The organism is Corallococcus macrosporus (assembly GCF_017302985.1).
In the GTDB taxonomy this organism is placed as follows: Bacteria; Myxococcota; Myxococcia; order Myxococcales; family Myxococcaceae; genus Corallococcus; species Corallococcus macrosporus_A.
This window is the reverse complement of record NZ_JAFIMU010000008.1, coordinates 69,783-84,744: the sequence shown is the minus strand read 5'-3', so window position 1 is coordinate 84,744 and position 14,962 is coordinate 69,783. Positions and strand designations below refer to the sequence as shown.

Genomic DNA, 14,962 nt, shown 5'->3' with positions numbered 1-14,962 from the left:
CGACACGGGCCGCGGGGTGGAGGTCCCCGCGGCCCGTGCCTGGCTTCACGTCACTGCGGCATGCTGAGCCGCAGGCGCAGCAGCGTCGCCTCCGTCCAGGCGGTCGCCTCCGGACCGCCGGAGGTGGCCTGGGCGTCCAGGGACGCCTCCACAGCGGCCTTCAGCCGTTCCGCGCGGGACGTCACCGTCGTGTCCAGGAGCGTCAGGAGGTTGTCGGCCGGCGGATCGTCGGTCTGGCCGAACAGCGCATACATGTCCTGCACGTCGTTCATCACCGGCGCCACCTCCGGGTTCAGCAACGTGTCGTGGCCGGACAGCACCGAGTCGTCGCCGTACAGCAGGCCGTGCAGGTTCTCGTCGTGGTCCACCGACAGCGGCAGTGCCAGCGCCACGTAGGACTGCCAGACCAGCCATGTGCCTGTCAGCTGCTTCGCCTGGACCTGCAGGGGGTCACCTCCCTGCTCCATCCGCTGGGCGATGGAGGCATAGAACGGCGGCTGCTGACTCCGCAGCGCCTGGATCACCTTGGGGCGCAGTGACGTGAGCAGCGTGCTTGGCAGGGGGCCACGGGTGGGCGTGATGCTCGCCTTCACGGTGTCCCAGCGCTTCGCCATCCACTCCTGCGGGTTCTCGGTGTTGTTGGGGTCGTAGGTGGGCCGGTCCACGCCACGAATCACGATGGTGAACTCCTGGCCGCCGGTGAAGAGGTAGCTGTAGATCTTCTCCGACTTCACCGTGTTGGTGTCCGTGTCCAGGTAGGTGAAGCGGACATAGACCTTGGACTGCAGCCGGTACTTGCGCTCATAGGTGCCGCCGAGCCCCGTGGGGACCTCGGAGTAGAGCTGCCAGCTGCCCTCGCCGCACAGGTCGATGGTGGCCGCGCCCACGTTCATGTTGTCCGCGATGAGGAACGGACCCAGCACGTCGTGGTTCCAGGGCGCCGGGTTCAGATGTGGGGTGTCCGGCGTGTTGTCCCCGTTGTAGTCACCCCACTGGCCGCCCGCGCACGGCGCGACGGGCTTCTCCCCCTGCTTGAGGAAGTGCGTCGTGGGCGCCTGCTCCGGGGCGCCCCACGGGTCGACGCCGTACAGGGGGCCGTTGGGATTGTTGCGCCACTCGACCCGCGCATCTTCGATGGCGGTCTTCAGGGCACCCCAGTGCGCCAGGTAGCGCGTGTGCAGCGCGGTGAACAGCGGCTTGCCCATGCCCGTCAGCGCCGTGTCCAGCTGCGTGCCGGCGGTGATGAGCGGCCCGTGCCGTGTGCTGAGCATGGCGGCGCCATGCACCGGCTGCTCCTCGAAGAGCCGCGCGTAGGCTTCCGCGCCCGCCATCCAGTCCTTGGGGCTGGACAGCCGATCCCCGATGCGCAGCATGGGCTGGCCCATCTGGAAGGGGAACTCCCGCAGGTAGTTGATGTTGTGGGTGAGGGCCCTGACGGTCAGCTCGTCCACGGGGCTGATGGCGGCGTTGGAGCCGCGCCCGTCGACGCCCGCGAGGATGGTGGAGGTCTTCGCGTGATCCGCACCCCACAGGAAGAAGTCCGTCTCCGCGTCCACGAACTCCGAGTAGTCCATCGGCACGGAGTGGCGCTGGTTCCAGCCCAGGTACTCCCCCGTGGACCTCGTGAAGTAGTCGTCCTTCACGTCCTCGAAGTACGCATACATGTTCTGGTCGATGCGGTTGAGGTTCGCCTGGAGCGTGTAGAGCGACTGCTGGACCTCCTCCACGTTCTGGTTCACCCGGCCCAGGTTCCAGTCCACCAGGGCGAAGCGCGCCAGCATGTCCGAGTGGATCTCCTGGAGCTTGCGGTCCACCCGCTCGAAGCGGCTGAGCATCCGCACCTGCACCTGCACCACCAGATCATGGAGCTTGCGCACCTCCGCGAGGATGACCTGCTCGATGGGCGGCTCCGCCGGCTTGCGCAGGAGGGAGAAGAGCTGGAATACGGCGCTGATGAGCTGCCCGCTGAACACCGTGGCGCTGATGATCTGGAAGCCCTTCTGGCCCAGTCCGAGCACGCCGGTCAGCTTCTCCGCGATCTTGACGGAGCTCTCCGCGTACTTCGCCACCGCCTCCAGGGTGGTGTCGAGCGCCTTGCTGAGCTTCACCAGGTCGCTGGCGAGCTGACTGGAGCCGTCCAGACTGAAGAGCTGGGCGAGGAGGCCCAGGCCCACCGTGACGCCGCCGCGCACGCCGTCAAGCCGATCCTTCAGCTGCGTGCCACGCGACTTCGCGGTCGCGATGGCGTCCTTGAGCGCCTGCTCCTCCGCGGAGGCGTCCACGGCCGCCAGCGCCGCGGGGGTCGTCCCCGCGGGCTTCTTCAGCTCGAGCTTCGCCCGGTACGCCTGCTCCGCGATGTTCAATTCATTGAGCATGTCCGAGTACGCCTGCGCGGTGTCGAGCCCCTCGGTGCTCACGATTGCCGCGAAGGCGCGTGCCTCGTCCGGCGTCGTCACCAGCCGGCCGTTCACCAGGTGCGCATCGACGAAGCCCTTCAGGGGGCCCAGGGCGTTGACGTCCAGCATCTGCTGGGTGGAGTGGTCCGTGTGCGGACCCACGCCAGCGCCAATGCCACCGGAGTTCACCGCGCCGGCCAACGCGACGTTGCCCTGCGCCAGGTCGTACAGCTTGCTCCACGTCTCCTCCGTGAAGGCCGTGGCCTCCGCGTAGCGCTCCACCTGCGAGGAGGTGGCGCCGAGCCCCCGTGGCGTATCCAGCCCGTTCTCCATGCTGGCCAGGAAGGCGCGCGCATGGGCCCGCAACGCCCGGCCGGGCACGGACGTGGCGGGCAGGGTGGGCTCGGCCTTCGTGAGCATGCGCAGCATCACGTGCACCATGGGGCCGCCGCCGTCCGTCGTGGGGTCGAAGGTGTAGGTGCCCAGCGCGGTGGCGAGGGTATTGAGGTGCGCGGTCAGCTCCGCCTGCGTGAGTGCCGGGTTGTCACGGGCCAGCGTGTACGCGGCGCCCGCCAGCAGGTTCAGCTTGGGCTGCTGCCGGGACATGGCGATGGCCGCGTAGATGCGCCGCTTCAGTTCCTGCTCGGAGAGGGAGAACGTGCGGCTGCACTCCGAGCAGGTGACGGGCGCGTCATAGACGGGCGCGCCCTGGCCGCCGGAGGCCGTCCACTGCGCGGCTGCCTGCGCCTGCACCTGCGCCAGCGTGGAGCCGCCGGGTGCCTGCCCCTCCACGAAGCCCGCGCCACAGTCGGCGTCCGGCGCCAGCCCATGGGTCGCGTCGCGGCAGGAGTTGTAGAGCTTCGGTCCGCTGCCTTCGCCGCACGGGCCGACCATCGTTCCGCACTGCGTGGCGTCCGTCATCCAGGCGCCGTTCACCTGGCACGTCTTCGGGTTCTGGCAGGCCACGGTGCAGGCGGACTCCACCAGGGCGCACTGGGGCCCGGTGCCCAGCGCGAACTCGCCGGTGGGGTAGTTCGCATAGAAGATGTAGCAGTGCTCTCCGCCCACGGGGCCACCCGTGGGCGGCGGGCCGCCGATGAGCCAGAACCAGGTGACCCCCACGCGGTCCTCGGCCACCGGCACGGTCGCGTTCAGGTAGCTTTGCGCCAGGGACTCGCACGAGCGCCCCAGGCGGGGCTGCACCACCTCCTTCTCGATGCGCTCCTGTCCGAAGTCCGCGTGCCGGCACGTGCCGTAGGTGGTGCACGTCTTCGGCGTGGTGTCCTCGCCGCACGCCGTGGAGGCCCTGCGCGTGTAGCACTCCAGGCTGTAGGTGAACTGGCCGGTGCAGGCCCACTCGCCCGTTTCGATGCTCTCGGGCGCGCACGTCAGGCCCTCCTGTGACGTCTGGATGGGGGCCATGGGCTCGGGGGGCCTGGCGTCGTTGGACGCGGCCTCGCCGCAACCCCAGAGGCCCAGCGCGGCCACCACGCCCGCGAGCCAGCGCCGGCGGCCCGCGGGTGCGGGCCGCCCTGCTTCGATACCGCGTGAATCCGGATTCATGATCGTCCCTTCAGCGAACTACCGCGGGGGACGATGGGCTGGCGGCCGTGACGGCGGCGTGACGGCCCGCCGCCTCGGAGTCCGGCTCAGGCGCAGTAATACGTCGGGGCCAGCTCCAGCACGCGCCGCTCGGCGACGGGGGAGAGCGCGCGCAGGCGGGAGAGGAAGAGGGGCGCCTTCATCCCCATCCCGATGAAGCCGTAGACATACGAGCGCTCCTGGAGCTCGGACAACTGCTGGCGCTCGGCGGGCGTGAACGTGCGCCCCACCGCCTTCTCCAGCGTCTGGAGGTCCAGCGCGAGCTGCGCGTTCAGCGTCCCCCGCAGCGCCTGGAGCAGCTCCGCGTACTCGGTCAGGGCCGCGTCCAGGGCGTCGGGCGACTCCGCGAGGATCTTCTGGGCCTCCAGGAAGTCCAGCCGCGTGTGCTGCGCCTCCTCCAGCCAGTGGTGCTTGAGCAGGTTGCAGAAGAGCGGATCCAACGTCTCGTCCTGGTTGCCGCGCACCGTCTCCAGGTAGTGCTGCTGGGTCATCAGCTCCATGTGCAGGTTGAAGATGAGCACCCCCAGGTTGGACTTCGCCATGATGGCGCGGGCCACCTCCACCTGGTTGTCGAGCAGGGCCGGGGCGACCTTGAACCCCTTCGCGAACGCGCTGGTGAAGCGCGAGAAGAGCTGCTGGTGCTTCAGCTCCTCCTCGGTGAAGCGCAGGAGCGCGCGCATGTGCGTCGCGTTCCCGTGCAGCTCCAGGCCGGCGCGCTGGGCGGCCAGCGCGACGGCGTACTCCTCCAGGAACAGGAACAGGTGGGCGTAGCTGTTGGAGCGGATGTGATTCAACACCAGCCGCTCCTCCGCGTTCAGGAAGGGGATGGCTCCCGTGTGGGTCAGCGCATCCGAAAGGAACCGGTGGCTGAAGTCGAGCACGGTGTCCTTGGGCAACAGCTCATCAATGCGCCAGGACACCTTTTCGGAACTCTGGATGCAGGACTGATACTCCGCCGTTTGATTGAGCATGCTTCAATCAGACAGGTGTCGCCGTTTGCCAGTCAATCCCTCCCCTCACTTCCGCGTGGTGCCGCAGGCCAGGCAATCGCTGGCGCAGTTGTCATAGGTCTTGCCCGTGCCGCACGACTCGGTGACCTGGCAGGTCCCATCGCCGCAGCTGTAGATGTCCTGGGAGCGCAGCTGGGTGGTGAGGGGCTGATAGGTGATGCCGTTGACGACACAGCGCTCCCAGAAGGAGTGCGTCGCGTCGCGGGTGCAGAGGGTGGCGCACTGGCCCACGTGCACGATCGGGGCGCACCCCGTGTCCTCACCGGTCCCCTTGGCGGAGAGCGCGCAACCCCGGGTGGTGCTCTCGTCCTTCCTCAGGACGCGGTCATTGCCGACGTAGATGCCCTCGGTGGTGAACAGGTTGCCGAAGAAGCAGGCCTCCTTCTCCGGGAAATCCGTGGCCTCTCCGGACGCCATGGGGATGGCCCCACCCGTGGAGTCGCGGCCCCGGACGGAGATGGGAACCGAGTAGCCCAGCTTGTTGACGTGCGCGGCGAGGCAGGCGGACAGCCGCTGCTGCTCCGCCACCGTGGCGGCGGAACCCTGGGCCCACGCGGTGGCCAGCCCCAGGCGTCCCGGCCAGGTGTAGGTGACGCCCGTGGTGGGGTTGGTCCACACGCGCGTCTGGCCCGCGGGCAGGGCGCAGGCGACGACGTACTTCATCACCATGTCCGAGTAGGTGACGGACGCGTTGCCGTTGAACCAGTTCTTGAACGACGTGGCCGCCAGCCCGTTGGTGGAGAGCCCATTCGTCGACAGGCCATTCGTGGAGAGGCCGTTGGTGGACAGGCCATTCGTCGACAACCCGTTCGTCGACAGCCCGTTGGTCGCGATGGCCTCCTGTGAGCGTTCACCCAGCTCCGGAGCATCCGCTTCGCTGCTGGCGCAGCCTCCCACGCCCAGCAGCAGCCCCAAGCAAAGGAATGCCACGGCACGGTCCATGCTCGACGTCTGAGTCTTCATGTGAATCCCCCCCACAGGGCATTGCGACGACTGTGAAGCCTAACGAGCGCCGTGCTTGTAAACCTTTACCCTGACGTGAGGGGTTGAACCGACCTGGACGGGTCTACTCGGCCAGCTAAGTAAAACCCGCGATGTCCCAACACAGTGTCAGGTGTCACCGCCATGCTGACGCGGTGCGTATTGAGCACCCCGGGACGGGGGCATCCACGGGGGGGGACCAGGGCGCGAGGATGCGCGTCGCGCCCTGGAGGGACGTCTTCAGCTCCCGATGGTGGGGGATGGGCTACTTCAGCAGCTCGCCCCGTTCTGCCTTCTCCACGAGCGACGCGGGCGGCAGGAAATGCTTCCCGTAGCGCTCCGCGAGCTGGCGCGCGCGGGTGACGAAGCCGCGAGGCCCCGTGCCGGACGGGCCCTCGTAGCCGTTGATGTACTGCACGACGCCGCCGGTCCACGGCGGGAAGCCGATGCCCAGGATGGAGCCCACGTTCGCGTCCGCGACCGAGCGCAGCACGCCTTCATCGAAGCAGCGCACCGTGTCGATGGCCTCCGCGAACAGCATCCGCTCCTTCATGTCCTCGAAGGGGATGGTGTGCCCGGGCTTCGTGTAGTGCTGCGTCAGCCCCGGCCAGAGGTTCGTCCGCTTTCCGTCCGCGTAGTCGTAGAACCCGCCGCCGGTGGAGCGGCCCTTGCGGCCGTGCTGATCAATCATCGCGTCCATGACCGCGTAGCTGCCGTGGTCCTGCCACGGCTGGCCCGCGGCCTCCACGGCCGCCTTCGTCTCCTGGCGGATCTTCCGGGGCAGCGTCAGCGTGAGCTCGTCCACCAGCTGGAGCGGGGCGGCGGGGTAGCCCGCCTGGAGGCCCGCCTGCTCAATGGACGCGGGCGCGATGCCCTCGCCCACCATGGCGATGGCCTCGTTGAGGAACGTGCCGATGACGCGGCTGGTGAAGAAGCCTCGGCTGTCGTTGACGACGATGGGCGTCTTGCCAATCTGCACCGCGATGTCGATGGCCTTCGCCAGCGTCGCGTCGCTGGTCTGCTTGCCCGCGATGAGCTCCAAGAGCGGCATCTTGTCCACGGGGGAGAAGAAGTGCATGCCCACGAAGTCCGGCGGGCGCGACACGCCTTCGGCCAGCAGGGTGATGGGCAGGGTGGAGGTGTTGGACCCCAGCACCGCGTCCGGCGCCACCACGCCCTGGATCTCCTGGAAGACCTTGTGCTTGAGCTTCACGTCCTCGAAGACGGCCTCGATGACCAGGTCGCAGCCCGCGAGCGCGGCCGGGTCCTCCGCGGGGGTGATGCGCGCGAGCAGCGCGTCGCCCTTCTCCTTCGTGGTGGAGCCCTTGGCGACGGCCTTCTCCACCAGCTTGACGGAGTAGCCCTTGCCCTTCTCCGCGGCCGCGAGGCTCACGTCCTTGAGCACCACGTCGATGCCGGCCTTGGCGCACACGTACGCGATGCCGGCGCCCATCATGCCCGCGCCCAGCACGCCGACCTTCTTCGCGGTGTGTTGCGGGAAGCCCTTGGGGCGGCCGCCGCCGGAGTTGATGTGCTGCATGTCGAAGAAGAACGCCTGGATCATGTTCTTCGCGACCTGGCCGACGACCAGCTCCGTGAAGTAGCGCGACTCGATGGTGAACGCGGTGTCCACGTCCACCTGCGTGCTCTCCACCGCCACGGCCATGATGGCGCGCGGCGCGGGCATGTTCGCGCCCTTGAGCTGCTTGCGCAGGTTGGCGGGGAACGCGGGCAGGTTGGCCGCGAAGGCCGGGTGGGACGGCGTGCCGCCCGGAATCTTGTAGCCCTTCTGGTCCCACGGCTGCTGCGCCGCCGGGTTCGCCTTCACCCACGCCTTGGCCGCGGGCAGGAGCGCGTCCACGGACGGCACCACCTCATGCACCAGCCCCAGCTCCTTCGCCTCCTGGGGGCGGTAGCGCTGGCCCTGGAGCAGGACCTTCATCAGGGCGTCCGTGATGCCCAGCATGCGCACGGTGCGCACCACGCCGCCGCCACCGGGCAACAGGCCCAGCGTCACCTCCGGCAGGCCCACCTGCGCGCCCTTCACGTCCGCGATGATGCGGCGGTGACACGCCAGCGCGATCTCCAGGCCGCCGCCCAGCGCCGCGCCGTTGATGGCCGCGACCACGGGCTTGCCCAGCGTCTCCAGCGCGCGCAGCTGCGCCTTGATCTCCTGGCCCAGGTTGAAGACCTGCGCCGCCGCTTCCTTCTTCACGTCGCGCAGGTCGTTGAGGTCGCCGCCCGCGAAGAAGGTCTTCTTCGCGGAGGTGATGACGACGCCGGTGATGGAGGCCTTCTCCTTCACCAGCCGGTCCACCGCCGCGCGCATGGACTTCACGTAGGCGGCGTTCATGGTGTTGGCGGACTGGGAGGGGTCGTCCATCGTCAAGACGACGATGCCGTCCGCGTCCTGTTCCCAGCGCAGGGTGTTCTGTTCGCTCATGGCTTTGCTCGGATGTCTTTAGAAAGGGAAGGGAGGGTTCAGACGCGCTCGACGAGGGTGGCCACGCCCATGCCGCCGCCGACGCACAGGGTGACGACCGCGCGACGCGCCTTGCGCCGCTCCAGCTCGTCCACCACGGTTCCAAGGATCATCGCGCCGGTGGCGCCCAGCGGGTGGCCCATGGCGATGGCGCCGCCGTTGACGTTGAGCTTCTCGTCCGGGATGCCCAGGTCCTTCTGGTACTTGAGGACCACGGAGGCGAAGGCCTCGTTGAGCTCGAAGAGGTCGATGTCCTTCACCGACAGCCCGGCGATGTCCAGCAGCTTGCGGGTGGCCGGCAGCGGCCCCGTCAGCATGATGGTGGGCTCCGCGCCGGACGTGGCCACGGCGGCGATGCGCGCGCGCGGCGTGAGGCCCAGCTTCTTGCCCACCTGCTCGGAGCCCACGAGCACCAGCGCCGCGCCGTCCACGATGCCGGAGGAGTTGCCCGGCGTGTGCACGTGGTTGATGCGCTCCACCGCGTGGTACTTCTGGAGCGCCACCGCGTCGAAGCCGCCCATCTCGCCCATGGTCGTGAAGGACGCGTTGAGCTGGCCCAGCGAGGCCACGGTGGAGTCCGGGCGCATGTGCTCGTCGCGGTCCAGGATGGTGAGGCCGTTCTGGTCCTTCACGGGGACGACGGACTTCTGGAAGTAGCCGTGGGCCCAGGCCTTCGCGGCCAGCTCCTGTGAGCGCACCGCGTAGCGGTCCACGTCCTCGCGGGTGAAGCCCTCCATGGTGGCGATGAGGTCCGCGGAGATGCCCTGCGGCACGAAGTAGGTGTCGTAGTTGGTGGCGGGGTCCATGGCCCAGGCGCCGCCGTCGGAGCCCATGGGGACGCGGGACATGCTCTCCACGCCGCCCGCGATGACCAGGTGCTCCCAGCCGGAGCGCACCTGCTGCGCGGCCATGTTCACCGCCGTCAGGCCGGAGGCGCAGAAGCGGTTGAGCTGCACGCCGCCGGTGGTCTCCGGCAGGCCGGCCGCCAGCACCAGCGTGCGGGCGATGTCCGCGCCCTGGTCACCCACGGGGGACACGACGCCCAGCACCACGTCGTCGATGTACTTCGGGTCCAGGTTGGGGTGGCGCTGCTTGAGCGCGTCCACGAGGCCAACGAGCAGTGACACCGGCTTGGTGCCGTGCAGGGCGCCCTTCTTGCCCTTGCCGCGAGGGGTACGGACCGCGTCGAAGATGAATGCTTCCTGGCTCACGGGGAGCCTCCTTGTGAGAAGGGGAGGACGCTACAGGGACCGGGCGACGAGTTCCTTCATGACCTCGTTCGCGCCGGCGAAGATTCGCAGGACGCGCGTGTCCGCGAACAGATGGGCGATGGGATATTCCTTCATATCGCCGTACCCGCCGGACAGCTGGAGGCACCGGTCCACTGTGAGGCAAGCCGGGTCGGACGCCCAGTCCTTCGGTGGAGACCTCCGCGCAGGGACGCTCGCCGAGCAGGCGCATGGCTTCAGATGAACTGGCTGTCCAGTTCGAACGCGGGCTCGGGCGGCTGACGCGGTGTCCTCCTGGCCCTTGCGCGGCACATCCGGCGCAAGCCTGACCCTGTCTCCGCGGCCATTCGTCCTTCATGGCGCCGAGGCCGCTCGCCTGTCTCTTCAGCCGCGTTGTTCGCGACCCATCTCATCTTCGGCAACACGCCACCGCCAGTAGCGCTCCGGCTTGACCCACACAACCGTCTCAGCCGAGACGCTCATGAAGGCATCGAGGACCGGCTTTCCGAGAACTGGATTGCCGTCGGCATTCTCTCGCAGCAAGGCGTCTGCGCCGTGTTTCGTGAGCATGTCGACGACGTCGTCTTGGTAGACACAGCCGTCGCGGTGGAGATGGGCCATCATCCAACCGGCCACCTCTACGGAAGTCACGAGCCCGCTCCGCCACTGCCGGGATCTGGGATCTGCGGCTTCACCGAGGTGGGCTCCAGCGAGGCTGACGGGAATACACTTTGCTCCAGCTTTCTGCCGGCAAACCACTGGCAACGCGGACCGCCGGGAGTCAACGCCTGCACCGTCATCGCTGGACCGCCGGTTTTGAGTTTCACGATGTCGCCGATTTGAAACCGCTTCATGGCTTCTTCCTTTCCCCTGCCGCCTCTCACCTCGTGGGTGACAGCTGGGTGTTTGATTGGCCCCTGTGTCCGGCTTTCCTGGAGGCGGCGCCACCCACGTCTAAACCGTGTCCACGGCGGCCCTGACTATCAAGGGAGGCTCGCGTCCCTGTTCCGGCCGAATCGCCAGGAGGGAGTGCGAAATTCATACACAGCCAGAATCTGGATGGAGAACATGGTGGTGCTCGGCACCGCCATCTCCAGCACCTGGGCTCACAGTTGTCGCCCTTCATCCCCCCTGTGAACTCCTGACCTGAAATGACACGGGCCGCGGGGTGATGTCCCCGCGGCCCGTGCCTGTTTCATGCGTGGCTTTGCGTTACTGCGGGATGCTGAGCCGCAGGCGGAGCAGCGTCGCCTCCGTCCAGGCGCTTGCCTCCGGACCGCCGGAGGTGGACTGGGCGTCCAGCGAGGCGTCCACGGCGGCCTTCAGCCGGTCCGCGCGCGACGTCACCGCCGGGGCCAGGTCCGCCAGGATGTTGTAGGCGGGCGGGGCGGCGGCCACGCTGAACAACGAGTACATGTCCTGCACGTCGTTCATCACCGGCGCCACCTCCACGCTCAGCAGGGTGTCGTAGCCGGACAGCACCGAGTCGTCGCCGTACAGCAGGCCGCGCAGGTGCTCGTCGTGCTCCACGGACAGCGGCAGCGCCAGCGCCACGTAGGTCTGCCACACCAGCCACGTGCCCGTCAGTTGCTTCGCCTGGACCTGCAGGGGGTCTCCGCCCTGTGCCATCCGCGTCGCGATGGAGCCGTAGAACTGCTTCTGCTGGTCCTTGAGCACCTGCACCATCCGGGTGCGCACGCTGGAGCGCACCGCGTCCCCCATGGGGTAGTTCGTGGGCGCGATGTTCCACTGCACGTAGCCCCAGCGCTTCGCCATCCACTCCTGCGGGTTCTGGGTGTTGTTGGGGTTGTACGTGGGCCGGTCCGTCCCGCGCACCAGCACCGTGAACTCCTGGCCGCCGGTGAAGATGTGGCCGTAGATCTTCTCCGACTTCACCGTGTTCGTGGCCGGGTCCCGGTACGTGTAGCGGACGTAGACGTTGGACTGCAGCCGGTACTTGCGCTCGTACATGCCGCCCAGGCCCGTGAAGACCTCCGAGTAGAGCTGCCAGCTGCCCTCACCGCACAGGTCGATGGAGGCCTGGTCCACGTTCATGTTGTCCGCGATGAGCAGCGGGCGCAGCACGTCGTGGTTCCAGCGCGCCGGGTCCACGTACGGCACGTCCGCCACGCCGTCCCCGTTCCAGTCGCCCCACTGGCCGCCGCCGCACGGCACGACGGGCTTCTCCCCCTGCTTGAGGACGTGCGTGGACGGCTCCTGCTCCGGAGCGCCCCACAGGTCGATGCCGTACAGGCCCCGGTTGGGGTCGTTGCGCCACTGGGTCTCCGACTGATCGATCAGCAGCTTCAGCGTGGCCCAGTCCAGCTGGTAGCGCGTGTGCAGCGCGGCGAACAGCGGCTTGCCAATGCCCGTCAGCGCCGTGTCCAGCTTCGTGCCGGCGGTGATGAGCGGCCCGTGCCGCGTGGTCAGCATGGCGGCGCCGTGCACCGGCTGCTCCTCGAAGAGCTGCGCGTAGGCCTCCGCGCCCGCCATCCAGTCCTTGGGGCTGGACAGCCGCTCCGTGGCGAGCCGGGGCAGGCCCAACTGCTGGGGGAACTCCCGCAGGTAGTTGATGTTGTGGGAGAGGGCCGTGGAGGTCAGCTCGTCCGCGGGGCTGATGTTGGGGTTGGAGCCGCGCCCGTCGATGCCCGCGAGGATGGAGGAGTCCCGCGCGTCCTGCGCGCCCCAGCGGGAGAAGTCCGCCTCCGCGACCGCGAACTGGTTGTAGTCCAGCGGCACGGGGTGACGCTGGTTCCAGCCCAGGTACAGCCACGCGGAGCCCGTGAAGTAGTCGTCCTTCATGTCCTCGAAGTACGCGTACATGTTCTGGTCCACGCGGTTGAGGTCCGCCTGGAGCGCGTAGAGCGACTGCTGGACCTCCTCCACGTTCTGGTTCACCTGGCCCAGGTTCCAGTCCACCAGCGCGAAGCGCGACAGCATGTCCGTGTGGATGTCGTGAAGCTTGCGGTCCACCCGGTCGAAGCGGCTGAGCATCCGCCCCTGCATCTGTTCCACCAGTTGGTGCAACTTCTTCACCTCCGCGAGGATGACCTGCTCGATGGGCGGCTCCGCCGGCTTGCGCAGCAGGGAGAAGAGCTGGAACACGGCGCTGATGATCTGCCCGCTGAACACCGCGGCGCTGACGATCTGGAAGCCCTTCTCGCCCAGGCTGAGGACGCCCGCGACCTTCTCCGCGATCTTGATGGAGCTCTCCGCGTACTTCGACACCGCCTCCAGCGTGGTGTCGAGCGCCTTGCTGAACTTCACCAGGTCGTTGGCGAACTGCACGGACCCCTCGGTCCCGTCCAGCCGGAAGAGCTGGGCGATGATGCCCAGGCCCGTCGTCACGCCCTCGCGCACGCCGCCGAGCTGGTCCTTCAGCTCCGTGCGGCGCGTCTTCGCGGCCGCGATGGCGGCCTTGAGCGCGGCCTCCTCCGCGGACGCATCCACGGCGGCCGGCTCCCCTTCACCACCCGCCAGGGCCAGCGCGGCCGGCGCGGGCTTCTTCAGCTCGAGCTTCGCCCGGTACGCCTGCTCCGCGATGTTGAGGTTGTTGAGCATGTCCGAGTACGCCTGCACGGCGTTGAGCCCCGCGGTGCTCGCGGTCCCCAGGAAGGTGCGCGCCTGATCCGGCGTCGTCACCAGCCGGCCGTTCACCAGCCGGGGCAGGACGAAGCCCGCCAGGGGCCCCAGCGGATTCGACGTCAGCATCTGCGCGGCGGTGTGGACGGTGTGCACGCCCACGCCGGCGCCAATGCCGCCGCTGTTCACCGCGCCGGCCAGCGGGACGTTGCCCTGCGCCAGGTCGTACAGCTTGCCCCAGGTCTCCTCCGTGAAGGCCGTGGCCTCCGCGTAGCGCTCCACCTGCGAGGAGGTGGAGTCCAGGCCCTGCGGCGTGTCCAGGCCACGCTGCATGCTGGCCAGGAGTGCACGCGCGTGGGCGCGCAGTGCCTTGCCGGGGATGGACGTGGCGGGCAGGGTGGGCTCGGCCTTCACGAGCATGCGCAGCATCACGTGCACCAGGGGACCGGCGCCGTCCTTCGCGGGGTCGAACGCGTACGTGCCCAGCGCGGTGGAGAGCGTGTTGAGGTGCGTGGTCAGCTCCGCCTGCGTGAGGGCCGGGTTGTCGCGGGCCAGCGTGTACGCCGCACCGGCCAGCAGGTTCAGCTTGGGCTGCTGCCGGGACATGGCGATGGCCGCGTAGATGCGCCGGTTCAGCTCCTGCGCCGACAGCGAGAAGGTGGGGCTGCAATCCGAGCAGGTGATGGGGGCGTCATAGACGGGCGCGCCCTTGCTGCCGGAGGCCGTCCACTGCGCGGCCGCCTGGGCCTCCACCTGCACCTGCGTGGAGTTGCCGGGCGCCTGGCCGGTCACGAAGCCCTCGCCACATTCGGCGTCCGGCGCCAGGCCGTGGGTCGCGTCCCGGCAGGTGTTGTAGAGCATCGGGCCGCTGCTGGGGCCGCAGGGGCCGACCATGGTTCCGCACTGCGCAGCGTCCGTCACCCAGGCGCCGTTCACCTGGCACGTCTTCGGGTTCTGGCAGGCCACCGTGCACGCGGACTGAACGGTGCCGCACTGGGGGCCGGTGCCCGTGGCGATGTTCCCGGTGGGGTAGTTGGAATAGGTGATGTAGCAGTAGTCCGTGCCAATGCTCTCCCCGCCCGTGCCGCCGCTCTTGAGCGAGCGGGAGCCTCCACCCAGCAGGGACTCCTCGCCTCCACCCGGCTTGCCGCCGATGAGCCAGGTCCAGGTGACGCCCACGCGGTCCGCCGCGTTCGGCAGGTTCGCGATCAGGTAGCTCTGGGCCTGGGGCTCGCACGAGTAGTCGAAGCGCAGGTCCAGCGGGAACACCACCTGCTTCGTGATGCGCTCCTGCCCGAAGTCCGGGTGCTGGCAGGTGCCATAGGAGGTGCATGTCTTCGGCGTGGTGTCCTGGCCGCACGCCGCGGAGGGCTTCGCGATGAAGCACTCCAGGCTGTAGGTGAGTGGACCGCTACAGGCCCACGCGCCGGTGGCGACGTCGTCGGGCGTGCACGTCAGGCCCTCCTTCGCGGTCTGGAGGCTGGCGGCGGGCTCCGGCGCTTCAGCACCGGTGGAGGTGGCATCGCCACAACCCCAGAGGCCCAGCGCGGCCACCACGCCCGCGAGCCAGCGCCGGCTTCCGGTGGTCCTTCGCGGACGCACCTCTCCCGTCAACGGTGTTTTCCGAGTCACACGCATGAAGGAACTCCCCCTCGATAGGGCCACCGTGGAGGGTTGCTG

General features: G+C 68.6%; 9 protein-coding genes. All 9 read right to left on the bottom strand.

What is annotated here, in order from left to right:
• Positions 1-50: 50 nt before the first annotated feature.
• The 9 genes from JYK02_RS27165 to JYK02_RS27125 all read right to left on the bottom strand — a co-directional run bounded on the left by JYK02_RS27165 (position 51) and on the right by JYK02_RS27125 (position 14,920).
• Positions 51-3,959, bottom strand: a complete 3,909-nt coding sequence (locus JYK02_RS27165; RefSeq protein WP_207055446.1) for a hypothetical protein — start codon at positions 3,957-3,959, stop codon at positions 51-53.
• A gap of 86 nt (positions 3,960-4,045) precedes the next feature.
• Positions 4,046-4,969 (bottom strand): hypothetical protein, encoded by a 924-nt coding sequence (locus JYK02_RS27160; protein WP_207055445.1) that lies wholly within the window; start codon positions 4,967-4,969, stop codon positions 4,046-4,048.
• Between the two features lie 45 nt (positions 4,970-5,014).
• Positions 5,015-5,938 carry a hypothetical protein gene (locus tag JYK02_RS27155; protein ID WP_347402594.1) on the bottom strand — a complete coding sequence of 308 codons (924 nt, stop codon included), beginning with the start codon at positions 5,936-5,938 and terminating at the stop codon, positions 5,015-5,017.
• Positions 5,939-6,254: 316 nt separating this feature from the next.
• A complete protein-coding gene (locus JYK02_RS27150; protein WP_207055444.1) occupies positions 6,255-8,432 on the bottom strand; it encodes a 3-hydroxyacyl-CoA dehydrogenase NAD-binding domain-containing protein in 2,178 nt (725 codons plus the stop codon).
• Positions 8,433-8,470: 38 nt separating this feature from the next.
• Complete coding sequence (locus JYK02_RS27145) at positions 8,471-9,682, bottom strand: acetyl-CoA C-acetyltransferase (protein WP_207055442.1); 1,212 nt, start codon at positions 9,680-9,682, stop codon at positions 8,471-8,473.
• Positions 9,683-9,712: 30 nt separating this feature from the next.
• Positions 9,713-10,012, bottom strand: a complete 300-nt coding sequence (locus JYK02_RS40520; RefSeq protein WP_347402593.1) for an acyl-CoA dehydrogenase family protein — start codon at positions 10,010-10,012, stop codon at positions 9,713-9,715.
• A gap of 72 nt (positions 10,013-10,084) precedes the next feature.
• Positions 10,085-10,336, bottom strand: coding sequence for a DUF6953 family protein (locus JYK02_RS27135; protein ID WP_431603506.1), 252 nt, complete (start codon positions 10,334-10,336; stop codon positions 10,085-10,087).
• An 11-nt stretch (positions 10,337-10,347) separates the two neighbouring features.
• The gene (locus tag JYK02_RS27130) at positions 10,348-10,554 is read right to left on the bottom strand and encodes a YodC family protein (RefSeq protein ID WP_207055436.1); all 207 of its coding nucleotides are present in this window, start codon (positions 10,552-10,554) and stop codon (positions 10,348-10,350) included.
• A 358-nt stretch (positions 10,555-10,912) separates the two neighbouring features.
• Positions 10,913-14,920, bottom strand: coding sequence for a hypothetical protein (locus JYK02_RS27125; RefSeq protein ID WP_207055434.1), 4,008 nt, complete (start codon positions 14,918-14,920; stop codon positions 10,913-10,915).
• Positions 14,921-14,962 lie beyond the last annotated feature (42 nt).

Excerpts from the sequence above, each read along its gene's own strand:
- JYK02_RS27165 (WP_207055446.1), bottom strand. The coding sequence starts at position 3,959 with ATGAATCCGGATTCACGCGGTATCGAAGCAGGGCGGCCCGCACCCGCG.
- JYK02_RS27160 (WP_207055445.1), bottom strand. The coding sequence starts at position 4,969 with ATGCTCAATCAAACGGCGGAGTATCAGTCCTGCATCCAGAGTTCCGAA.
- JYK02_RS27150 (WP_207055444.1), bottom strand. The coding sequence starts at position 8,432 with ATGAGCGAACAGAACACCCTGCGCTGGGAACAGGACGCGGACGGCATC.
- JYK02_RS27130 (WP_207055436.1), bottom strand. The coding sequence starts at position 10,554 with ATGAAGCGGTTTCAAATCGGCGACATCGTGAAACTCAAAACCGGCGGT.
- JYK02_RS27125 (WP_207055434.1), bottom strand. The coding sequence starts at position 14,920 with ATGCGTGTGACTCGGAAAACACCGTTGACGGGAGAGGTGCGTCCGCGA.